This window comes from Streptomyces sp. NPDC051286, assembly GCF_044455345.1.
In the GTDB taxonomy this organism is placed as follows: Bacteria; Actinomycetota; Actinomycetes; order Streptomycetales; family Streptomycetaceae; genus Streptomyces.
On sequence record NZ_JBITER010000021.1, the window covers coordinates 118,915 to 139,700 of the forward strand.

At 69.7% G+C, this 20,786-nt stretch carries 22 protein-coding genes and 2 pseudogenes; 11 read left to right on the plus strand and 13 right to left on the minus strand.

Annotated features, from left to right (window positions below; translation table 11 throughout):
* Positions 1 to 28: 28 nt before the first annotated feature.
* Positions 29 to 628, minus strand: a complete 600-nt coding sequence (locus ACIBB8_RS22025; RefSeq protein ID WP_398954564.1) for a class I SAM-dependent methyltransferase — start codon at positions 626 to 628, stop codon at positions 29 to 31.
* Between the two features lie 162 nt (positions 629 to 790).
* Between ACIBB8_RS22025 and ACIBB8_RS22030 the strand changes: the two genes are divergently transcribed.
* The 4 genes from ACIBB8_RS22030 (at position 791) to ACIBB8_RS22045 (ending at position 2,819) form a co-directional block, all read left to right on the plus strand.
* The gene (locus ACIBB8_RS22030) at positions 791 to 1,561 is read left to right on the plus strand and encodes an MHYT domain-containing protein (RefSeq protein ID WP_398954566.1); all 771 of its coding nucleotides are present in this window, start codon (positions 791 to 793) and stop codon (positions 1,559 to 1,561) included.
* Between the two features lie 217 nt (positions 1,562 to 1,778).
* Positions 1,779 to 1,928, plus strand: coding sequence for a hypothetical protein (locus tag ACIBB8_RS22035; protein ID WP_398954569.1), 150 nt, complete (start codon positions 1,779 to 1,781; stop codon positions 1,926 to 1,928).
* Positions 1,925 to 2,362, plus strand: coding sequence for a roadblock/LC7 domain-containing protein (locus tag ACIBB8_RS22040; RefSeq protein ID WP_398954571.1), 438 nt, complete (start codon positions 1,925 to 1,927; stop codon positions 2,360 to 2,362). Before ACIBB8_RS22035 ends, ACIBB8_RS22040 begins: the two co-directional genes overlap by 4 nt.
* Before the next feature lie 22 nt (positions 2,363 to 2,384).
* Positions 2,385 to 2,819 (plus strand): DUF742 domain-containing protein, encoded by a 435-nt coding sequence (locus ACIBB8_RS22045; RefSeq protein ID WP_398954573.1) that lies wholly within the window; start codon positions 2,385 to 2,387, stop codon positions 2,817 to 2,819.
* Between the two features lie 31 nt (positions 2,820 to 2,850).
* On the opposite strand, the gene ACIBB8_RS22050 is transcribed toward ACIBB8_RS22045, so the two are convergent.
* Both ACIBB8_RS22050 and tatA read right to left on the minus strand, forming a co-directional pair.
* Complete coding sequence (locus ACIBB8_RS22050; RefSeq protein WP_398954575.1) at positions 2,851 to 3,426, minus strand: TerD family protein; 576 nt, start codon at positions 3,424 to 3,426, stop codon at positions 2,851 to 2,853.
* A gap of 148 nt (positions 3,427 to 3,574) precedes the next feature.
* Entirely contained in the window at positions 3,575 to 3,739 is a 165-nt protein-coding gene (tatA, locus tag ACIBB8_RS22055) for a Sec-independent protein translocase subunit TatA (protein ID WP_327242400.1), read from the minus strand.
* A gap of 236 nt (positions 3,740 to 3,975) precedes the next feature.
* Here tatA and ACIBB8_RS22060 point away from each other — a divergent pair, with 236 nt between their 5' ends.
* A complete protein-coding gene (locus ACIBB8_RS22060) occupies positions 3,976 to 5,412 on the plus strand; it encodes an LCP family protein (protein ID WP_398954616.1) in 1,437 nt (478 codons plus the stop codon).
* Positions 5,413 to 5,527: 115 nt separating this feature from the next.
* On the opposite strand, the pseudogene ACIBB8_RS22065 reads toward ACIBB8_RS22060, so the two are convergent.
* From ACIBB8_RS22065 to ACIBB8_RS22075, 3 genes and pseudogenes are all read right to left on the minus strand, one after another.
* Positions 5,528 to 5,617 (minus strand): annotated as a pseudogene (locus tag ACIBB8_RS22065) (GNAT family N-acetyltransferase); the annotation flags it as partial.
* Positions 5,618 to 5,670: 53 nt separating this feature from the next.
* Positions 5,671 to 6,477, minus strand: a pseudogene (locus ACIBB8_RS22070) (HAD family hydrolase); the annotation flags it as partial.
* A 136-nt stretch (positions 6,478 to 6,613) separates the two neighbouring features.
* Positions 6,614 to 6,979: an ArsR/SmtB family transcription factor gene (locus ACIBB8_RS22075; protein ID WP_398954578.1), complete on the minus strand. Its 366-nt coding sequence runs from the start codon at positions 6,977 to 6,979 to the stop codon at positions 6,614 to 6,616.
* Positions 6,980 to 7,310: 331 nt separating this feature from the next.
* Here ACIBB8_RS22075 and ACIBB8_RS22080 point away from each other — a divergent pair, with 331 nt between their 5' ends.
* From ACIBB8_RS22080 to ACIBB8_RS22105, 6 genes are all read left to right on the plus strand, one after another.
* Positions 7,311 to 7,946 carry a GTP-binding protein gene (locus ACIBB8_RS22080; RefSeq protein WP_398954580.1) on the plus strand — a complete coding sequence of 212 codons (636 nt, stop codon included), beginning with the start codon at positions 7,311 to 7,313 and terminating at the stop codon, positions 7,944 to 7,946.
* 117 nt (positions 7,947 to 8,063) lie between these two features.
* Positions 8,064 to 8,477: a roadblock/LC7 domain-containing protein gene (locus ACIBB8_RS22085; protein ID WP_398954582.1), complete on the plus strand. Its 414-nt coding sequence runs from the start codon at positions 8,064 to 8,066 to the stop codon at positions 8,475 to 8,477.
* A gap of 130 nt (positions 8,478 to 8,607) precedes the next feature.
* A complete protein-coding gene (locus ACIBB8_RS22090) occupies positions 8,608 to 9,687 on the plus strand; it encodes a DUF6397 family protein (RefSeq protein WP_398954584.1) in 1,080 nt (359 codons plus the stop codon).
* 98 nt (positions 9,688 to 9,785) lie between these two features.
* Positions 9,786 to 10,016, plus strand: coding sequence for an ROK family protein (locus tag ACIBB8_RS22095; RefSeq protein WP_398954586.1), 231 nt, complete (start codon positions 9,786 to 9,788; stop codon positions 10,014 to 10,016).
* Positions 10,017 to 10,289: 273 nt separating this feature from the next.
* The gene (gene lysA / locus ACIBB8_RS22100) at positions 10,290 to 11,642 is read left to right on the plus strand and encodes a diaminopimelate decarboxylase (RefSeq protein WP_398954588.1); all 1,353 of its coding nucleotides are present in this window, start codon (positions 10,290 to 10,292) and stop codon (positions 11,640 to 11,642) included.
* Positions 11,643 to 11,651: 9 nt separating this feature from the next.
* Complete coding sequence (locus ACIBB8_RS22105) at positions 11,652 to 12,575, plus strand: LysR family transcriptional regulator (protein WP_398954590.1); 924 nt, start codon at positions 11,652 to 11,654, stop codon at positions 12,573 to 12,575.
* 144 nt (positions 12,576 to 12,719) lie between these two features.
* Here the strand turns inward: ACIBB8_RS22105 and ACIBB8_RS22110 are convergent, their stop codons facing one another.
* The 7 genes from ACIBB8_RS22110 to ACIBB8_RS22140 form a co-directional block, all read right to left on the minus strand.
* The gene (locus tag ACIBB8_RS22110; RefSeq protein WP_398954592.1) at positions 12,720 to 13,565 is read right to left on the minus strand and encodes a serine hydrolase; all 846 of its coding nucleotides are present in this window, start codon (positions 13,563 to 13,565) and stop codon (positions 12,720 to 12,722) included.
* On the minus strand, positions 13,562 to 15,181 hold the full coding sequence (locus ACIBB8_RS22115) for an amidohydrolase family protein (protein WP_398954594.1): 1,620 nt from the start codon (positions 15,179 to 15,181) through the stop codon (positions 13,562 to 13,564). The genes ACIBB8_RS22110 and ACIBB8_RS22115 overlap by 4 nt, the downstream gene beginning before the upstream one ends.
* Positions 15,181 to 15,954: an amino acid ABC transporter ATP-binding protein gene (locus ACIBB8_RS22120; RefSeq protein WP_398954597.1), complete on the minus strand. Its 774-nt coding sequence runs from the start codon at positions 15,952 to 15,954 to the stop codon at positions 15,181 to 15,183. Before ACIBB8_RS22120 ends, ACIBB8_RS22115 begins: the two co-directional genes overlap by 1 nt.
* A complete protein-coding gene (locus ACIBB8_RS22125; protein WP_398954599.1) occupies positions 15,951 to 16,925 on the minus strand; it encodes an amino acid ABC transporter permease in 975 nt (324 codons plus the stop codon). The genes ACIBB8_RS22120 and ACIBB8_RS22125 overlap by 4 nt, the downstream gene beginning before the upstream one ends.
* An 8-nt stretch (positions 16,926 to 16,933) precedes the next feature.
* Positions 16,934 to 17,818, minus strand: a complete 885-nt coding sequence (locus tag ACIBB8_RS22130) for an ABC transporter substrate-binding protein (protein ID WP_398954601.1) — start codon at positions 17,816 to 17,818, stop codon at positions 16,934 to 16,936.
* A gap of 772 nt (positions 17,819 to 18,590) precedes the next feature.
* The gene (locus ACIBB8_RS22135) at positions 18,591 to 19,124 is read right to left on the minus strand and encodes an Lrp/AsnC family transcriptional regulator (RefSeq protein WP_398954603.1); all 534 of its coding nucleotides are present in this window, start codon (positions 19,122 to 19,124) and stop codon (positions 18,591 to 18,593) included.
* 81 nt (positions 19,125 to 19,205) lie between these two features.
* Positions 19,206 to 20,621 (minus strand): NAD(P)/FAD-dependent oxidoreductase, encoded by a 1,416-nt coding sequence (locus ACIBB8_RS22140; RefSeq protein WP_398954605.1) that lies wholly within the window; start codon positions 20,619 to 20,621, stop codon positions 19,206 to 19,208.
* Positions 20,622 to 20,786: the final 165 nt, after the last annotated feature.

Here is a 20,786-nt window from a genome sequence, read left to right on the forward strand (position 1 = left end):
GCGCGTGCGTAGGTGAGCCGGGCCCGGGTCAGCCCGGGCGCACGGCGAGTGCGAGGAACCGTGCGTCCTCATCGGTGTACGAGACCAGTTGCCAGCCGGAACGTGCGAGCAGCTGCCGGAGGTTGGGCTCGGCCCGCAGATCGTCCTCCGTGATCTGCCGGCCGTGGCGTGCGGCCAGCGCGGCCCGGCCGATGGGGTGGAACAGCGCCAGCTGCCCTCCGGGACGTACGACGCGGGCCAGCTCCGCCAGGTCCGGCCCGGGGTTCGACAGGTGCGAGATCAGCCCGGCACCGAACACCGCGTCGAGCACCCCCGCCCGCAGCGGAAGGCGGGCGACGTCGGCGAGGAGCAGCTGACCACTGCGGTCGCGTCCGGCCTGTATCGCCGCGTCCAGCATCGCCGGTGTGAGATCGGCGCCCAGGACCGTACCGTGCGGCCCGACGGCGGTCCGCAGGGCGGGCAATGCACGTCCCGTACCGCAACCCGCGTCGAGGACGGCGTCGCCAGGACGCAGCCCGAGGGCTTCGACAGCGGCGGCGTAGGCCGGACCGTCGTCCGGGAAACGGGTGTCCCAGTCCGCGGCGCGGGCGGCGAAGAAGTCCTGGACGTGTGTGTGGTCATCGGCCATAGGGACATGATCGCGCACCGGCAACCGGAGTGAACCCGTACGGAAGTAGTGTGCATGTTCGAGCGCGGCCTGATCGTTCCGGATCATCTCTCTGTCATATTCCGGCAGCTTTCGAAATGCGCCCCGAACGTGCGCCGCCATGGCGACTAGCGTCCCCGGTCCATGGGACACCTGGACCACGCCACCTTCGGCTGGCTGACACCTGCACTGTCGTACGCGATGGCAGCGATCGGCGCGGCGCTCGGACTGAGCTGCACCGTGCGCGCACTGGACACGAGCGGCCGTTCGCGCCGCAACTGGCTGATCACGGCCGCCTCCGCCCTCGGAACCGGCATCTGGACGATGCATTTTGTCGCGATGCTCGGCTTCGGTGTGACCGGCACCGAGATCCGCTACAACGTGCCGCTGACCTTGCTCAGTCTGCTCGGCGCCATGCTGGTGGTCGGCTGCGGCGTCTTCGCCGTCGGCTACAGCCGCGACCGGACCCGGGCGCTGGCTGTCGGAGGATTCGGTACCGGCCTCGGCGTGGCCAGCATGCACTATCTCGGCATGGCGGCGCTGCGGCTGCACGGCGCGATCCACTACGACCCCCTGCGGGTCGTCCTTTCTGTGGTCATTGCCGTCGTCGCCGCGACAGCGGCTCTGTGGGCAGCCCTCAACATCAAGTCATCGCGCGCGGTCGCACTCGCCTCGCTCGTCATGGGCGCGGCGGTCAGCAGCATGCACTACACCGGAATGATGGCCGTCCGTGTCAGCGTCACCCCCTCCGGCGTTCGGAACCGGTCCGGGCCGCCGTGCGGCGCGTTCGCAGGCGGGGACCGCGTTCCCCGCGCCGGTTCCGGTGCCTGCGCTGGAGTCGAAGACGGGTCCCACCGCCGGAGTCACGGCGCTAAGCCCACGCTCCCGCAGACCGGTCGAGGACCGAAGCGATGAGCCGGCCGGGGCCGAGCCCGGAACCCGCGGGATCCGGGAGAACGCGGAAACCCGCCAGAGCCTGGAAGCCCCCGCGAGCAGGGAAGCCCGGGAGACCCACGCGCCCAAGGGGGAGGGCGACAGCTCACTTCCCCGCCGGGTCCGGCAGGCCAACCTCGTCCCGCAACTGCGCGAGGAGTCCCGGCCCGAGCCGACCGGAATCGACGGCGGGAACGGCATGGACGGACCGGCCGGGCGCACCCCGGAACAGGCCAGGGACCGCATGACCGCCTACCGCAACGGCTGGGTACGCGGCGGCGCCGCCCCAGGCGCGGCGGCGCCAACCACCACCGCACTCCGTCCCCGCACCGAAGGAGACCACTCGTGATCGCGAACGAGCGGATCGAGGCGCGCAGGCACTCGGGCGAACTCGACTGGCTGCTGGACGATCTGGTGGCCCGGGTCGGCGAAGTCCGGCACGCCGTGGTGCTCTCCAGCGACGGTTTGGCCGTGGGAGCCTCCAGCGCCCTCAGCCGCGAGGACGCCGAGCACCTGGCCGCGGTCGCCTCCGGCTTCCACAGTCTCGCGAAGGGCGCCGGACGGCACTTCCAGGCCGGAGAGGTGCGCCAGACGATGGTCGAGATGGACGAGGGTTTCCTCTTCGTCGCAGCCGCCGGGGAGGGTTCCTGTCTTGCCGTACTGAGCACAGCCTTCGCCGATATCGGACTGGTCGCCTACCAGATGGCCCGGCTCGTCAAACGGGTCGGCGAGCACCTGCGTACCCCGCCGCGCATCTCCGTGTCCCCGTCCCCGGCCGGCTGAGAAGGCGGAGGCAGTAGTGGACATGACCAACGAGGGCCCCGGATTCATCGAGGGCTTCCCGGAGCCGCCCGACCTGCCGGGCAGCCAGTGGTACGACGCCGAAGCGGGGCCCTTGGTCCGCCCGTACGCCATGACGGGCGGGCGGACCGAACCGGGCCCGGGCGGAGTGCACTTCGACCTGATCGCACTCGTCTCCGCCGCCGACCAGGCACCGGACAGCTCCGAGGATTCCCAGCTGGGCCCCGAACACCGCGCGCTGCTCACACTGTGCCGCTCCGAGCCCCAGTCCGTCGCGGAACTCTCGGCCGACGCCGACCTCCTGGTCGGCGTTGTCCGTGTACTCCTCGGAGATCTGCTCGAAGCCGGTCATGTGCAGGTCAGCCGCCCCGTACCGCCCGCGCAGCTGCCGGACGAGAGGATCCTCCGCGAGGTGATCAACGGCCTACGGGCACTCTGAAACCGCTGCTCAGGAGCGCGACTTCGAGCGATCAGACATTGACGCCGTAGTCGGACGCGATACCGGCCAGCCCCGACGCATACCCCTGTCCCACCGCGCGGAACTTCCACTCCGTACCATGCCGGTACAACTCGCCGAAGACCATGGCCGTCTCCGTGGAGGCGTCCTCGCTCAGGTCGTAGCGGGCCAGCTCCACGCCGTTCGCCCGGTTGACCACGCGGATGAACGCGTTGCGGACCTGGCCGAAGCTCTGCCCACGGCTCTGTGCCTCATGGATGGAGACCGGAAAGACGATCTTTGCCACGTCCAGCGGTACGCCGGCCAGGTCCACGTTGATGGACTCGTCGTCGCCCTCGCCCTCGCCGGTCAGGTTGTCACCGGTGTGCTGCACCGAACCGTCCGGGCTGCTGAGGTTGTTGTAGAAGACGAAGTGCAGGTCCGAGAGGACCTTCCCGGCGCCGGAGCACAGCAGCGCACTGGCATCCAAGTCGTGATCGGCGCCCGTCGTCGTCCGTACGTCCCAGCCCAGGCCGACCGTCACTGCGGTCAGCCCCGGTGCCTCCTTCGACAGGGAGACGTTGCCGCCCTTGGCCAGGGTCACACCCATGAACTTCCTCCGTTGGTCCAGCGAACCGTTGATCAGCGCTTCTTCCGCCGTTACTGCGTCAACGGCGGTTCCGTACCCAGGGTTTCCTGATTGCGCAAGCCATGAAATGGCGGGAGCGGCGCGTATCATACCGTGCCGCACCCCCGGCTCACTGCGGGTCGGTTTCCTTCATCGCCTTCGCCTCACTCTTCAGGATCCGCAGGGATTTGCCCAGGGCGCGGGCGGTGTCCGGCAGTTTCTTCGATCCGAACAGCACGATCAGAACAACCGCGACAATCAACAGGTGCCAGGGCTCCAGGCCGTTGCGCAACATCTGGTTCCGTCCTTCTACTCGGACTGCCGGAATTGGTGGATCCGGTCGGCTAGGGGTAGGTCTTGTGATCCATTCGCGCAGCGATACTTGCCACGTTGCGCAACTGTACAACCGTGGGGTGGGGTCGGACGTCTTCCTCCATGGAAGCGGGAACCGAACGGATGAGGTGACCAATGACAGGCAGTCGCAAGGAGGCGGCGAGCGGGGGGCGGGGCAGCCGGCTCGGGCGCGCCGCCATGACGGGACTGTCCTTTCTCGTTCTGCTGGTCGCGGGGGTCGGCTGGGGCTACCTCAAACTGACCGGCCAGATCGACACCTTCGGCGCTGACGGGATCTCGGGCGACCGGCCACCCGCCTCGTCGAACGGGCAGAACGTCCTTGTCATCGGATCGGACACCCGCTCCGGCGCCAACAGGAAGCTGGGCGGCGGCAAGGGCACCGTGGGGCGCTCCGACACCGCGTTCCTGCTCCATGTGTACGCCGACCACCGGCACGCCGTCGCCGTGTCCATCCCCCGTGACTCCATGGTCGACATCCCTGCGTGCAGGACACCCAACGGCGAGTGGACCGCACCGCAGCACCACGTCATGTTCAACGGGGCGTTCTCAGTGGGTGAGACTGCCGAGGGAAACCCGGCCTGCACCCAGAACACCGTGGAACACCTCACTGGCCTGCGCGTCGACCACACCGTCGTCGTGGACTTCTCCGGCTTCTCCGCACTGACCTCCGCCGTCGGCGGAGTCCCGGTCTGTCTGCCGCAGGACATCTACCAGCAGGACCTCAGCCCGAACCGGCCCACGCGCGGCGCACTCGTCTTCGCTAAGGGGCCGCAGACCGTCTCCGGGCAGCGGGCGCTCGACTACGTGCGGATCCGGCACGGCATCGGCGACGGCTCCGACATCGGACGGATCAAAAGGCAGCAGGCTTTCATCGGCTCTCTTATCAAGAAGGTCAAGTCCCAGGGACTGAACCCGACCACCCTGCTGCCGCTCGCCGACGCGGCGACCGACTCGATGACCGTGGACCCCGGACTCGGATCGGCCGACCGGCTGCTGAAGTTCGCCATGTCGATGAAGAACATCGATCTGCGCAACACGCGATTCGTCACCGTCCCTTGGCGTTACGAGGGCGCGCGCGTCGCGATCGTCGAACCGGAGGCCCACGCTCTCTGGGCGGCGCTCAAGGCCGACCGGACGATCGATGGTCAGGACGCCAGCGGTCAGGGCACGGGCGACCGCAGCGCCAAGAGGCCGGTGGACGCGTCGCCCTCGCCCGCCGCCCCCGCACCCGTCTCCGGTACGGGCATCAGCCTCGCCGTCTACAACGGCACCACGGTCAATGGCCTTGCGGCCCACGCCGCCGAACTCCTGCGCGCCCACGGCTTCACCGTCACCGGTACAGCCACCGCGAGCAGTCAGGACCGCGTGTCGACCGTCATCCGGTACGGGCCGGGTCTCGAGGCCGAAGCGGAGACCACCGCGCGCCTCTTCGCCGGGGCACGGACCGTGGCGTCCGGCACCGCGGGCATCCAGGTGATCCTCGGGACCTCGTACGCGGGGAATCCGTCGCCCGCTGCCGAGGCCACGCCGACACCCAGCGCAGCTCCTTCCACCATCGGCGACGGGGCGCGGTCGGCCGACGAAGACCTGTGCAAGGACCTCTCGTACGGCTGACCGAGCACGATCAGGCTCCCGTCCGGAGCTGCAGGGCGGGGTGACGCGGCGGCGCGAAGCCGAACGACTCGTACAGACCCGCGCCGTCGGCGGTCGCGTGGAGATCGACCACCGCGACGGGCGTCTCCTCCCGGAACCAGGTCAGCAGCGCTTCGAGGCAGGCCCCCGCATGCCCGCGGCGCCGACGCCGCGGATCGGTGACCACATGGGAGATGTGCCCGCGCAGCCCACTGGGATTGGCCGGGCTGGGTGCGTGCGCATCGCACGCGCGATGGCGGTGAGGTCCTTCTCGGCGAGCACCACCCCTGCGGTCTCCCGCGCCACGTCGACCGCGTTGCGCGGACAGATCCCGACATCGGCGGCGTGCAGCGCGGGCAGATCGTTCACCCCGTCGCCGAGGAAACCTGCGGTCCGTCCGGTGGTACGCAACGCCGAGACGATCCGGGCCTTGTGCTGCGGCGTACAGCGGGCGAACACGGCGACCCGGTCGGCGAGCGCCGCGAGCTCGGCCTCGGACATTACGTCGATCCGGTCCGCCGACACCACCTCGCCCGGGTCGAGGCCCAGATCGCGGCAGGCACGGGCGGCGGTCCCCGGATGGTCGCCGGTGAGGACCTTCACAGCGACACCGCGGTGCTCCAGTACATCCAGCGCTTCGGCAGCGGTCGGCGCGAGAGCGTCCCGCAGGGCGACGAAGCCGAGGAAGGTCAGCCCCCACTCGTCGGCCGGTGTGTACGTACCGAGTCCGGCGGTTCGCTCGGTCAGGGCCACGGCGAGCAGCCGCAGACCGCTCGCGGCCTCGCGTGCGGCCAGGGCACCCAGCCGGTCCCGCTCGCTGTCGTCCAGCGCGCACCGTTCCAGCACCGCCTCCACCGCTCCCTTGGTGACGAGGGTGTGGGCGCCGAGCCTTCCAGGACGGCGGACGACCGCGGTGGCGAGCCGGCGGACCGGATCGAACGGCAGGGCTGCCACGCCGTCGTACACCGACAGCGGGTCCTCGGCCTGCGTCTCCAGAAGTCCGCGCGGTCCGCTGTCCAGAGAACGCAGCACCTGCAACGACGTCAATTCGGCCCCGTCCGGCCCTACCTCTGTCGCGTCGGTGGAGGCGGTCCGGCCGACCGCCGTGCTCGCTGTCGGTGCGTCGACGGTTGGGGGAGAGCCGTCGGGATCGCCGTTTCCGGGCCCTGTGGCGGCGCTGCTCTCAGGCACCGAGCTCACGGAGGCGTACCGGCTGCGCAGGAGCATGCCCGGCCCGTGCGGCGAGCTGGCCGACCATCAGCCGTACCACCGTCACCACATCAGGATCGTCGACCAGATACACCTGGCGGCGGCCTTCGCGCCGCGAGCGTACGAGACCAGCGAGTTTCAGCTTGGTCAGATGCTGGCTGACCGAGGGCAGCGTCCCGCCCACCCGCTCCGCCAGCCTGGTCACATCGCTCTCGCCCTGGGACAGCGCCCATACGATGTGCAGGCGCGCAGGCGTCGCCAGCAGACCGAAGGCGGCGGCCGCCTCCGCCAGCACCTCCGCGGGCGGATCCACGAAGTTGCCGCCGGCACCTCTCGACACTCTTGCTCTCCTGTCCACCCGGACCGTTTCCAGCGCCTCGAAGCGACAGTGTAGGCGGCAGTCGTGGTCGGCCCGAGGGTCGAGGTCCAACCCTCTGGATCGGTTCCGGCTCGAACCTCGTTCGAATTCGGCTCGAATAGTGACCTCGTGCAGACATCGAACGATCTCTGTTCGGCCACTACGGTCAAAAACCGATCACGTTGCTCGGGGCCGACGGCTGCTTGCCATGCTGTCCACCGTACTGCTGCCCACAGATACCGAACCGAGCCCGTCAAGACGTCTCTGAACTGTGTTTTTACGTCTTGAGGCTCACGGGTGAGAGAAGTGATCGATGCCTTCCGAGCACGCTGGCAGAACGGGTGGGGAGACCGTCGGGGGAACGGGCCAAGAGGCCGGCACCGACGCGCTCGCACTGAAGATATTGGTCGCCGGCGGGTTCGGGGTCGGCAAGACGACTCTGGTCGGTGCGGTGAGCGAGATCCGGCCGCTGCGGACGGAGGAACTCCTCAGCGAGGCCGGACAGTCTGTCGATGACATCGGCGGAGTCGATCACAAGACCACCACCACCGTTGCCATGGACTTCGGACGCATCACCATCCGGTCCGGTCTCTCGCTCTATCTGTTCGGCACACCGGGACAGGACCGCTTCTGGTTCCTCTGGGACGAGCTTTCCCAGGGGGCACTCGGAGCGGTCGTCCTCGCGGACACCCGGCGGCTGGAGGACTGCTTCCCAGCCGTCGACTACTTCGAACACCGCCGAATCCCCTTCGTCGTCGCCGTCAACTGTTTCGCGGGCGCCCGGGCCTACGGCGAGCGTGAGGTGTCCCGTGCGCTCGACCTGGACCTGGGCACACCCGTCGTGCTCTGCGATGCACGCGACCGCGACTCCGGCAAGGAAGTTCTCATCCGCATGGTGGAGTACGCGGGCCGCATGCACACAGCCCGGCTCCTCGACTCGGTCGGCTGACCCCTGTCTGGACGACGAGCACGAATCGGAGGGGCGGTTGCCCCAACGTGCGCTGTGCGCAAGGCTTACGCGTACACGTGGGGCACGGGGAACGTATGAGCGGGGAGGAGCGGGGAAATGGCGCTGGACAGGGAACTTGACTGGCTCCTCGACGATCTCACCGGCCGGGTCGAGCACATACGGCACGCGCTGGTGTTGTCGAACGACGGCCTGGTGACGGGGGCGAGCACGGGCCTGGCACGTGAGGACGCGGAGCATCTCGCCGCGGTCTCGTCAGGGCTGCACAGCCTCGCGCGAGGCTCGGGACGGCATTTCCGGGCAGGAAGAGCCAGGCAGACGATGGTGGAGTTCGACGAGGCGCTTCTCTTCGTGACAGCCGCGGGAGACGGCAGCTGCCTCTGCGTGCTGACCGCGGCCGAGGCCGATGTCGGTCAGGTCGCCTACGAGATGACACTGCTCGTGAACAAAGTCGGAGAGCACCTGGGGGTCAGCGCGCGTCAGGGCGCCGGGGGAGAAATCAACCGGCTCTGACGGTTCGGGTCCCCTGTCGACTGCACTATTCGCCCGGCCTGTGGGGGTTGTCCACAGGCCGGGCGAAAGGCTCTCTCCTCGGTTACGGTGATCACAGAGAGTCACCGCAATTGTACGGGGGAGGATGGCCATGGCCATGACGGATGCGACGCGTGCCGCGGCACCGCGCGCAGGATCTCGGCGTTCGCAGAACGCCTCGACTGACATCGACCTGAAGGACATCGATCCGACGAAGGCCGATCCGTCGAAAACTGATCTGACAGAAGTCGACCGGACGGAATCCGGCGCGACGGTGGCTGCAGGGAGGGCGGCGCAGCAGCTGAACCTGAGGCGCGGGGAATTCGAGCTCGCCGTGCACCTGGGCATCGTGCGGACCGTGACGGCGGAGGCTGGTGGCAGGCCCAGGGTGAGGCGGGAGGAGGTCGACCGGCTGCGGTCGGGGGACGGGTTCCCGGACGCAGTGCGAGAACGGGTGCGGACGGTGGGGACAGCGGAGGGCGCGCGGCTCCTCGGCATCAGTCCGGTCCGCTTTACCAGGCTGGCCAGGGCCGGATGCATCACGCCTGTCGCGTTCTACCTCAACCGGTACCGGGCGACTGTCTGGCTCTACCTGGCCGAGGAGCTCCTCGGGTTCGCGGCCGCGGCGCCGCAGCTGTTGACCGGGAACAGCCCAGCCTGGATGAGGGCATGTCTGGGCGCAGGAACCGACTGGCGGACGCGCAACTGGCGCTCGCACCGGATCGAGCGCCTGCTGAGGCGCGCGGAGGATCCCTGGGCGCGGGCTGCGGTGCTTGCCGGCGCGCTGGATCCGGTGCAGCTGGCAGAAGTGGTCGACGATCCGTACGAGCGTGCGTACCTCAGGAAGGTCCAGCCCGGTCCGGTCTTCGGGCCACCCGGATCCGTCGCCGCTCGCGACACCGTGACGCAGCTGATGCGCGCCGACGACCCGGACGAGATCCTCTGGCGCAGGGTCAATCTCGCCCTGGAACTGGACAGTGCGCGCGAGGCCCGTCCTGCACCTCATCCGGGGGACGACCGGCGACCCGATCCGGACTGCTCGGTCCCTGGCCCTGTCTCTGTCCCGGTCCCTCCTCCTGTGCGCGATTCCGCTCCTGTCCAAGTAGCAGGACTGCTCAGCCGGCTTGGCCTGCGGAGGCGCGAGGCCCCGCGCAGGGGAGGCGAGGAACGAAGCTCGGGCGAAGACCGTTGAACGAGTGGGCAGACGGGAGTGACGGAGCCGGACGAGGAGCATGCTGGTCGGCGCCGAGGCCATTCACCGGCGGGCTCTGGAGGCCGGTGCTCCCGTGGGTGACGCCCACGACATTTGCACCGCCCTTCGCAGCGGCGGAAGCGGGTGACCCGGTCGCCGTCGAGGTGGTGGAACGGGTGGCCGCCCGGTTCGCCCGAGGCCTCGCCGTACTCCTGCTGGTTCTCGATCCGGGCCGGGTCGTCATCGGCGGCGTGCCACGGGTGGGGGAGACCCTGCTCCGCCCGGTGCGCGGGCATCTGTGTTCGCACACCCGGGTGGTGTCGGGCTGAACGCCTCGGTGCTCGGCCAACGAGCCGTTGCGATGGGCGCGGTGTGCCAGGCCCTGGACGTCGCGGAGTAACGCGTGACACCGGACACCGAGGCGTCAGGGTACTGACCACCACACCATGCCGACGCTCTCCAGTCCGGGCGTCGATGCATCGCCGTGGCCCATCGAACGGCGCGAGCATCGAATTCCATGAGGCTCAGCCATAGAAGAATGCGCTTTTGTGACCCCCGTGCAGGCCGCAGGATGACTGCGAGCCGGCTTCCGGGAGGAACGCATGACGTCAGCCATCGAAACGGGCCTGCTGCCCTGCACGTCCGAGGTCCGTCCAGAAGGGCTGGCCGTCGGAGGGGTCCTGCTCGCCGACCTGGCACAGCGCTTTGGAACACCCCTCTTCGTGTATGACGAGGAGCATCTGCGCCGACGCTGCCGGGAGGCGGTCGCCGCCTTCGGCCGGGACAATGTCGCCTACGCCTCCAAGGCGTTTCTGTGCACGGCCATGGCTCGACTGGCCCATGAAGAGGGGCTGTTGCTCGATGTCGCCTCCGGCGGCGAGCTACGGGTCGCGCTGCACGCGGGTGTGCCGGCCGGGCGGATCGTGTTGCATGGGAACAACAAGGACGAGGCGGAGCTGCGCATGGCCATGACCGCCGGGGTGCGACACGTGGTGGTCGACAGCTTCGACGAGATGGACCGCATCGAGCGTCTGCGGACCGATGAACACCTGCCGCCGGCCCGGGTGCAGTTGCGCGTGGCGCCCGGTGTCGCCGCCGGCGCTCACGAGGCCATCCGGACCGGCGGCAACGACTCGAAGTTCGGCTTCGGCCTCGTCGGCGGAACCGCCTCGGCCGCCGTGCGGCGGGCCCTCGGCTCCTCGGCGATGATCCTGGAGGGCGTCCACGCACATGTGGGTTCCCAGGTCCTGGACACAGCAGAACTCGCGGCGGGCGCCGCGGCCGTCGCACGGTTCGCTGCGGAGTCACGGGTGCGCCGGCTCACCGTCGGCGGCGGCCTGGGCGTCGCCTACGAGGCGGGGCAGGCCCCGCCGTCGTTCGCTGACTGGGCGGCCCGGGTGCGTACCTCGGTGCGTGAAGCGGGCTGGGGCGACAAGGTGACCGTGGAGCCCGGCCGGTCCATCGCCGCCCGCGCGGGGCTGACCCTCTACCGGGTGGGCACGATCAAGCGCATCGCGGGCGTGCGGACCTACGTCAGTGTCGACGGCGGTATGAGCGACAATCTGCGTCCCGCCCTGTACGGCAGCCGGTACGAGGCGTTCCTGCCGCGCTGCCCGCACGCGTCTCGACCGTTGCGGGCACGGCTGGTCGGCAAGCACTGCGAGAGCGGCGACGTGATCGTCGACAGCGCCGCACTCCCGGCCGATGTGGGCGTGGGAGACCTTCTGGCCACGCCGGTCACCGGCGCCTACGGATACGCCATGGCCTCCAACTACAACAAGTTGCCGCGTCCCGCTGTCGTCTTCGTGGCGGACGGGCGTGCCCGCACTGTGGTGCGCCGCGAGACCGAGGAGGACCTGCTGCGTCTGGATGTGGACGAGGATGCCGGGCTCCTGGCGCCTGCGGCGGCGGTGCGGTCCGGTGCCGTGGCGACGCAGTGCGTCGGCAGGGCCTAACCTGACCCGATGCTGAACAGTGCCCGCCTGCTCGTCCTGCTGGAAATAGCCCGCACCGGCACCATCGTGGCCGCGGCGCGGGCGCTGCATCTGAGCCCGTCCGCGATCTCGCACCAACTCGCCCGGCTGGAGCAGGAGCTCGGGGTGGCGTTGGTGGAACGTCAGCCGCAGAGCCTGCGGCTGACGGCAGCCGGTGTGCGACTGGCCGAGCACGCGCAGGCCGTCGCCGACCTGATGGCCGTCGCACAGGACGACCTGCGGGCGCACTCCGAAGGTGAGGCCGGTCTCCTGCGGCTGGGCTTCTTCGCTTCCTCGGGCCTTGAGTTGCTGCCGCGGGCGCTGTCGGCGTTCGCGGCGAAGCGGCCCCAGGTCGAACTGGAGCTGATCCTGGGGCAGCCGCACGAGCTGGTACCCGATCTGGAGGCGGGCCGACTGGATGCCGCGGTCGTCTTCGAGCATCCGATGGACCCCTGGTGCCGGCAGGCGACCGTGAGGGTTGAGATGTTCTTCGACGAGCCGCAACTGGTGGTCCTTCCCCTGCGGCACCGCCTCGGGCGGTGCAGCGCGGTCCGGCTCGCCGCCCTGGAGGGCGAGAGCTGGATCGGCACGCACGGCGGTCAGACAGGCGAGCCGGTTCTTGAGCGCGCGTGTGCGGCCGAGGGGTTCCGGCCCCGGGTCCGCTGCCGCAGCGATCATTACCAGGTCACGATCAACCTGGCGCGCGCGGGCATGGGTATCGCGCTCGTCCCGGCTCTCGGGCTCGGCGACACCACGGGCGTGCACGTCTGCCGGCTGGACCACCCCCAACTGCACCGGCGCATCGGGGTCGCCACCCGGCCTACCAACCGCAACCCGCTGCTGCGGATCTTCCTCGCCGAGCTGCGCTCGGCCGCAGAGGAGATCCGGTCACTGCTGGAGATGCAGTGGTCCTGACCGGCGGACCTTGCTGCGGCCTGTTCCCGACGGGCGGGCCGCACCCCCGGGCCGGGGGTCGGAGTGCGCCTCGGGTGGTCACGACGGGCGGGGGAAAGCCGGTCGGCTTTCGGCCCGCCCGTCGTGACCACCCGGGCCCGCACCTCACTCGGCAGGCCCGCGTCGGGCACAGGCAGCGAGAGTCCGGCCGACGTCCCGTATGGCATGGACCGCAGCCCGCTCGGTGCTGGGGCCCAGCACCGTGTCCCAGTGCGCCACCACCGCATAGGCCAGTCGGCGCCGCCCGACGATGACACCGGCGTCGGCGCGCACCCCGGTGTCGGTGCCGGTCTTGTTGGCGACCAGAAGCCCTTCCGGCAGCGGGTCCGGGAAGCCCGGGGCGTAAGGGTCGTGATCCACCAAGGCGGGGACCAGGCCGTGGTCGGTGTTGGCGCGCATCCAGCGCAGCAGCCCGGCGGAGGCCGCCGGGGAGCTCATCGTGCCCCGTACCGCATGGGTCACCAGCCGCGCCAGGTCCTGTGCTGTGCCGGTGGCGAAGACGGGAGGCACGTCCAGGCCCCGGATGTCACGGACCTTGTCGTGCAGCGTGAGGCGCTCGAGCCCGAGATCCGCCGCCAGCCGGGCCGTGGACTCGAGCCCCACCAGGCGCAGCAGTGCGTTGGTGGCGGTGTTGTCGCTCACCGAAGCGGTCAGCCAGGCCAGGTCCTCGACGGTCCAGCCACGCCTGCTCATCCGGCGCAGCAGACCGGTACCGTCCGCCATGTCCTCGTCGAGGACGTGCACGGTTCGGTCGGCGAGCAGCTCCCCGGTGTCCAGTCGGCGTGCGACCTCGGCTAGCAGCAGCAGTTTCGAGGCGGACGCGACGGGCAGAACGGTGCGCTCGTCGACCCCCACCGTCTCGCCGCCGTCGACGTCTACGGCGGCGACAGCCAGGGTGAGCGGCAGCGCGGCCGAGCGCCGCGCCGTTGCGGCCACTTGGGCCAGACTCATCGGATCCTCACCACTTCTCCCGCCCGTACCGCGGTCGGGCAGCCGCCTCGTACTGCGACCCGTCCCGCCACCACGACGGTATCGATGCCTTCCGGTGCCAGCAGGGGACGGTCGAAGGTGGCGGTGTCGCGCACCGACGCAGGGTCGAGCACGACCAGATCGCCGAGGGCGCCGTCGCGGACCACACCACGGCCGGTGAGTCCGAACCGCCGCGCCGGCAGTCCGGTCATCTTGTGCACCGCGCTCTCCAGCGGGAGCAGCTGCTCGTCGCGGCCGTAATGGCCGAGCACACGGGCGAAACTCCCCGCCCAACGAGGATGCGGCCGACCGGGTTTGGGGACGCCGTCCGAGCCGATCATCGACAACGGGCTGGCGAGCACCCGTCGTACGTCGTCCTCACGCATGGAGTGGCTGATGATGGTCACTTCGCCCTGCTCGGCAAGCAACAGGTCGCATGCGTGATCGACCGGGTGGACGCCGCGCTCGGCGGCGAGGTCGGCGATGCTGCGGCCCTCGGCCTCGGGGTGGGCCTGCGCGGCGGCCACCGTGATGAGATCCCAGCCACCGTTTCCCACGGTGTTCTCCCACCCCTTGACGCCCTGAGCGATGTCCGCCCTGATCCGGTCGCGCGTTTCCGGCCGGCGCAGCCGTTCCAGCAGAGCGCCGACACCGCCCTCGCTCGTCCACGGGGGCAGCATGGCGTGCAGGACGGTGCTTCCCGCAGTGTACGGATAGACGTCGCACAGCACGTCCACGCCTTCGGCTCGCGCCTGTTCCAGCCGGGGCAGGGTGCGCAGCGTGGCACCCCAGGCGTGCCGGCCCGCGGTCTTGTGGTGGGAGATCTGCAACGGAGCGCCGGAGCGGACCGCGATCTCCAGGGCCTCCTCCAGGGCCGACTCCACATGTGACATCTCGTCGCGCAGATGAGTGACGTAGGGCTTGCCATGGCGCGCGGCGACCCTGGCCAGCGCGACGATCTCCTCGGTGCCGGCGTAGGTGCCGGGCGGGTAGATCAGCCCGGTGGACAGGCCGGCCGCTCCCTGGGTCAGCGCCCGGTCCAGCAGCGTGCACATGGTGTCCAGTTCGTCGGGCCCGGGCGGGCGGGCCTCGAAGCCCATCACTCCCGCGCGCAGCGTGCCATGGCCGACGAGCGAGGCGATATGGGTGCGGCGCAGGGCGGGGTCCTGCCCGGCGGCGAATGTGTCGAAGTCCACCGCCGGCCGGACCGGGCCGAGTCCGAACGTCACCCTGAGATGTTCGGCGAGTACCGGCAGCCGTTCCGGGAGCGAGGGGAACAGGCTGGTTCCGCAGTTGCCACAGATCTCCGTGGTGACGCCCTGGAGCAGCGGCGCAAGGCGGAGATCGTCCGTCGGATCCGTGGTGCCGACGCTGTCAAGGGGGGCCGCGAGGGCATCGGAGTGCGTGTGCACATCGATGAAGCCGGGTGTGACGACCCGGCCCGTCACATCGAGGGTCTCGGCCGCCGCCGCCGGCGTACCGGCGGGGAGCACGGCGATCCGCCCGTCCACCACCGCGATGTCCGCCTCCCTGGCGGGTGCGCCGGTTCCGTCGACGAGCGTGCCACCACGCAGCAGCAGATCGAGGGGGCGGCCCATCACAGCACCGTCGACAGGAAGGCCCGCGTGCGGTCGTGCCGCGGGTCGGTGAACAGAAGCTCCGGGCTCCCCGCCTCGACGACGGCGCCCTGATCCATGAACAGGACACGGTCGGCGACCTCGCGGGCGAAACCCATCTCATGCGTGACCACGACCATCGTCATACCGCTGCGGGCCAGGTCGCGCATGACGCCCAGGACCTCGCCGACGAGTTCGGGATCGAGGGCGGAGGTGGGTTCGTCGAAGAGCATGAGCGTGGGCTCCATGGCCAGTGCGCGGGCGATCGCCACGCGCTGCTGCTGCCCGCCGGACAGTTGCCCCGGGTAGTGGTCCGCCCGGTCTGCGAGACCGACGTCGGCCAGCAGTTGCCGGGCTTGCTTCTCGGCCTGTGCTCGGGACCGGCCCTTCACGGTCACCGGCCCCTCCATCACGTTCTGCACCGCCGTGCGGTGCGGGAACAGATGGAACCGCTGGAACACCATGCCGATCCCCTCGCGCTGGCGTCGGATGTCGCGGGCGCGCCGTTCCCGCAGCACTCGGCCGGACGGGCCGTGCTGCTCGTAGCCGATCAGTTCACCGTTCATCCACACCCGCCCCGCGTCGATCTGCTCAAGGTGGTTGAAGCAGCGCAGCAGCGTGGACTTCCCGGACCCGGAGGGGCCGATGACACAGAGCACCTCACCGCTGCCGACTTCGAGATCGATGCCCTTGAGTACCTCGGTGTCACCGAATCGTTTACGGACCCCGCGGGCCCTGAGGATCACGTCATTCATGCCACTGCCCCCTTCTTGGCGCGCCGGGGTACGAGATTGGTCAGTACCCTGCTCCGCAGCCCGGGAGCGGCGCCGGGGCTGTAGCGGCGTTCGACGGCGTGCTGGCCGATGCTGGCGATCGTGGTGAGCACCAGGTACCAGAGCGAAGCCACCAGGAGCAGCGCGACCACCTCGAAGTTGGCGAGGTAGAGGTGCTGGGAGACGGTCATCAGATCGGCGCCGGCGATGACCGAGACCAGCGAAGTTGTCTTGAGCATGGAGATGAACTGGTTGCCGAACGGCGGGATGATGACCCGCATCGCCTGCGGAAGGATGATTCGGGAAAGGATCTGACGGTTCGACATGCCGATGGATGCGCCTGCCTCGCGCTGGCCGGGGTCCACGCTCTGAATACCGGCTCGAACGATCTCGGCCATGTATGCGCCCTCGTTGATGGACAGGCCGAGCAGTGCCGCCACGAATCCGGTGATGACCTGGTTGGACTGCCAGCTGATGAGTTTCGGGCCGTCGAAGGGGATACCGATGCTGATCACCGGGAACAGCAGGGCCAGGTTGAACCAGAAGATGAGCTGGACCAGCAGTGGGGTGCCCCGGAAGAACCAGGTATAGGCGCCGGCGGTGAGACGCAGTACGGGACTGTCGGAAAGCTGCATCACCGCGACGACGATCCCGATGGCGATGCCGAGAGCCATCGAGACGAGGGTGAGCTGAATGGTCACCCCGAGGCCTTTGAGGATCACGCCGTCGAACTGGTACTCGGCGACGATGTCCCAGTGCAGGTTGGGATTGACGATGACGGTGTAGGCGAGCCATACCGCGAACAGCGCCGCGGCGAGGACCGCCAGCCAGCGCCCGGGACGAGGGCGTTTGGTCACCTGGAGGGACAGGTCGTTCTCCTGCGGTCGTGCGTCCGCGGGGGCCGGATCCGGCGCCGCACCGAGGGCGGCGCCGGGTATCTTCTGGTGGCTCATGTCCGTTCTCACTGCCCGTCGTTGACGGTGGCCGCGGGTACGGCGCTGTCGCCGACTCCCCAGGTGTCGAGGATCTTCTTGTAAGCGCCGTCGTCGATCAGTTCCTGCAGGGCCTTGTGGACGGCGTCGCGCAGTCCGGCCTGGCTCTTCGCGGCCGCTATGCCCCACGGGGCGGTGCCGTACTGCTCCGGCAGGACCTCGTACGCGTTGCTCTTCTTGGTGAACATCTTGGCGACGGGATAGTCGACGATGGTCGCGACCGCACGTCCGCTGTCCAGCTGGAGCAGCCCGGTCGGTGCGTCCTCGCTCTGGGAGATCCGCATCTTCTCCTGGCACTTGGCGTTCTGTTCCTCGCCGATCTGGAGGTTCGAGCTGCCCTTGGCGAGGACGACGGCCTTCCCGCACAGGTCCGCGAGCGACTTGATGCCCTGTGGATTGCCCTTCTTCGTCATGATCACGCCGCCGGTGCGGAAGTAGTCGACGAAGTCGACCGCCTGGCGCCGCTGAGCACTGTCGGTCATGGATGACATGACGAGGTCGAACCGTCCGGATTCCAGCCCCGGGATCAGTCCGTCGAAGGCGGCATTGGTGAGTTCGAGCTTCAGTTTGAGCCGCTGGGCGATGGCCTTGGCCAGGTCAGGGTCGACACCGGTGAGCCGGGTGGTCCCGGGCTCGTACATTTCCATCGGCGGATAGCCGACCGCGGTGGCCACGCGCAGCACACCCTTCTGCCGGTACTGAGCAGGGAGCAGTTCGGCTGCGGTCCGGCCGGCGGTGGTCTGCGAGGCGCTGCCGGACGGGGCATCGCCCTGACTGGAGCGTCCACAGGCCGTGGCAGCGAGGGCCAGGACGGCGAGGGCTGCCAGGCAGCGCAGAGAACGGGGACGATTCATCGGATTCTCCCTCACGGGGTGACGGTGCGCCGATGCTGGCAGTCGCGCCCGGGTGAATGGAAGATGATGAAGCTATTCATGCCTGACCATCGAAATCTGTACGGCTCCGAGTCCGGGCGAACCAGTCTCCGAACGGGAACGGGGCATCGCATGCGACAACCGGTCGTCCGGTGCGCACTGCTGCTCGGTACCGGTGGACTGCGCGCAGGCACCACGGGCTCCTCGGCAACGTCGCGGACAGCGGCCGGCCGTCCACTTCCGTGTCCCCGGCCGCGTCGGGATCCATGTCGCCGTCTTCGCCTTCGTCCTTGCCCGCGACCACGGCCGGGCACCCCGACCGTGTCGACGTCGAACCGCCCTGAAACTGCGCGCCGTACGGGTGGTGGCGGCGATCGGTGCCCGAGCCGGCGACCGGGGCGGGTGTGGCAGCGGTGACGAGGCGCATGGCCGCGCTGAGGCCCCGCCGTCACTGGTGGACCGGGCAGGTCCGCTGCATGCCACCGCGGACGAGGCCGTGCTTCGGGTGATCGGCGCGCAGTACGCCAGGATTCCGACGGACTCGGTGGCGGATCGACGGGTACATGGTCGTCGATCCGCCACCTCGCGCCGGTTGGGCGACTCGTTCCTGCGCGATGCGGCAGCGGCCGGCTCGTACGACGTCGGCGTGCCGATCCGGCTCTCTGAGGGCGCGAGGACGCATCAGTTCCTCACCGACGACACCCATCACGGCCATGTGCATATGAGATTCGCGAGCCGATGCTCGCGACGCGGCTCAGGCGCGCTGGTCGAGACCGGCGCTGAGCGGCGGCTGCGGGGCGTCGAGCAGCGAGGTGTCCACTTCACCGACGCCCCAGCCGTACGCCAGCTTGTGCACTTCCAGCACGAAGAACGAGTCGGTCGAGACGACTCCGTCGATGTGATGCAGTCTGCGGTTCATCAGGTCGGTGAAGTGGTCGGTGTCCCGGCAGATCACCTCCGCCATCACGTCGTAGGTGCCTGCCGTCATGATGACGTACGAGGTCTCGGGCAGCTCCCGCAGCCGTCGGCAGACCTCCTGGGCGCTGCCCGGCCTGACCCGGATGCCGACCATGGCGAACCGGTCGAAGCCGATGGTGAGCGGGTTTGCGATGCCGACGATCTGAAGGGTGCCGTTCTCCTCCATGCGCTGGACGCGGTATCGCACGGAGGAGGCGGGGATGTCCAGTTCGTCGGCGATCTGGCTGTACGGGCGGCGGCCGTCCGCTTGGAGTGCGGCGATGATCTGGCGGTCGGTGTCGTCCAGGGGGCTGCCACCCAGCGTGCTCATGCTGTTGCTCCGGCTCTCATGTACGGCCCGCCACGGTGTGCGGGCCTGGAACTTTGGTCGTACGGGCCTATCCTGCCCGGCTCAGGAATCGAAGCCGAGGCCGAGTCGGTCCAAGGTGCGCAGCCACAGGTTGCGATGGCCGTGCGTGTCCTCGCGGGCCATGGACCACCGGGTTGCCTCGATGCCGAGATACCGGACCGGCTCCGGGGGGAAGGGCATTGGAGGGCGGCGGATCATGGCGGGCCGGAGCCGTTCCGTGCGCTGGCCGGAGAGCAGGTCCAGCATGACCTGGGCGCCGTAGCGGGTGGCGCCGACGCCGAGTCCGGTGAAGCCGAGGGCGTAGGAGATCCGGCCGTGCGCGGCGGTGCCGGCGAACATGCAGAAGCGGGTGGTGGAGTCGATGACCCCGCCCCACGAGTGCGAGAAGCGGACGTCGGCGAGGGCGGGGAAGGCTTCGGCGAACTGGGCGGCGAGGGCGTCGAAGGTCGCGGGGCGCTGGGTGAGGCGCTCGTCGACCCGGCTGCCGTAGGGGTAGATGGCGTCGTAGCCGCCGAACAGGATGCGGTTGTCGTCGGTCTTGCGGAGGTAGTGGAACTGGTTGCCCGCGTCGGTGATTCCGTGCTCGCCGCTCCAGCCGATGGCGGCGAGCTGCTCAGCACTCAGGGGTTCGGTGGTCAACGCGTAGTCGTAGACCGGAATCATGCTGAGCGAGAGGCGCTTGAGCAGGGGCCGGTAGATATTGGTGGCGAGGGCGACCTGCCGGGCGCCGACCGCGGCATAGGGGGTGGCGAGGCGGACCCGCCCGGTGTGACGGGTGGTCAGGTCGGTGACCTCGGTGTGCTCCGCGATGCGGACCCCGAGGTCGAGGCAGGCGGCGCGCAGGCCCCAGACAAGCCGGGCAGGGTCGAGGAGCGCGTAGTCGGGGGACCAGAGGCCGGCGGTCCACGAGGGGGAGTCGACGTAGCTCCCCAGTTCGTCGCGGTCCAGCAGCCGGGTCTGTTCGCCGTACTGGTGGGCGAGCGCGTGGGCGCCCTTGAGCCCTTCCGCCTGCCATGGCGTGGCGGCGACGGTGACCTTGCCGCTGCGTACGAATCCGCAGTCGATGCCGTGGGTGTCCAGATCCCTCTGGAAGGCATCGAAGTTGTCCATGCCCAGGCGGTGCAGCAACCGGGCCTCGGTGGGCCACCGGTCGGCGCCGTTGGCGAGCCCGTGGGTGATGCTGGGGGAGCAGAATCCGCCGTTCCGGCCGCTGGCCGCGTGGCCGCAGGTGTTCTGTTCGAGGACGAGGACATCCCGTTCGGGGTGGGCGCGTTTGGCGAGCAGGGCGGTCCACAGCCCGGTGTAACCGCCGCCGACGACGGCGAGATCGCAGGTGGTGTCGGCGGTCAACCGGGGCAGCGGTGCGGGGTGCTCGGGCCGGTCCAGCCAGTAGGGGGCGGCCTTCGTGTCGCGCAGTCGGCTGCGGTGGTCGGTGGGGCGCGGGGCTGCGGTGGTCATGTGGCGGGTACCTCGTTGCAGGCTTGGTGGGGCAGTGCGGGCCGGGGGGGCCCCCCCCGGGGGGGGGCCCCCCCCCCCGCCGGGGGGGGGGGGGGGCGGGGGGCGGCGCGGGTCCCCCCGCCCCCACTGGGGGGCTGGCACTACCCGACCCAAAACCCCCCCGCG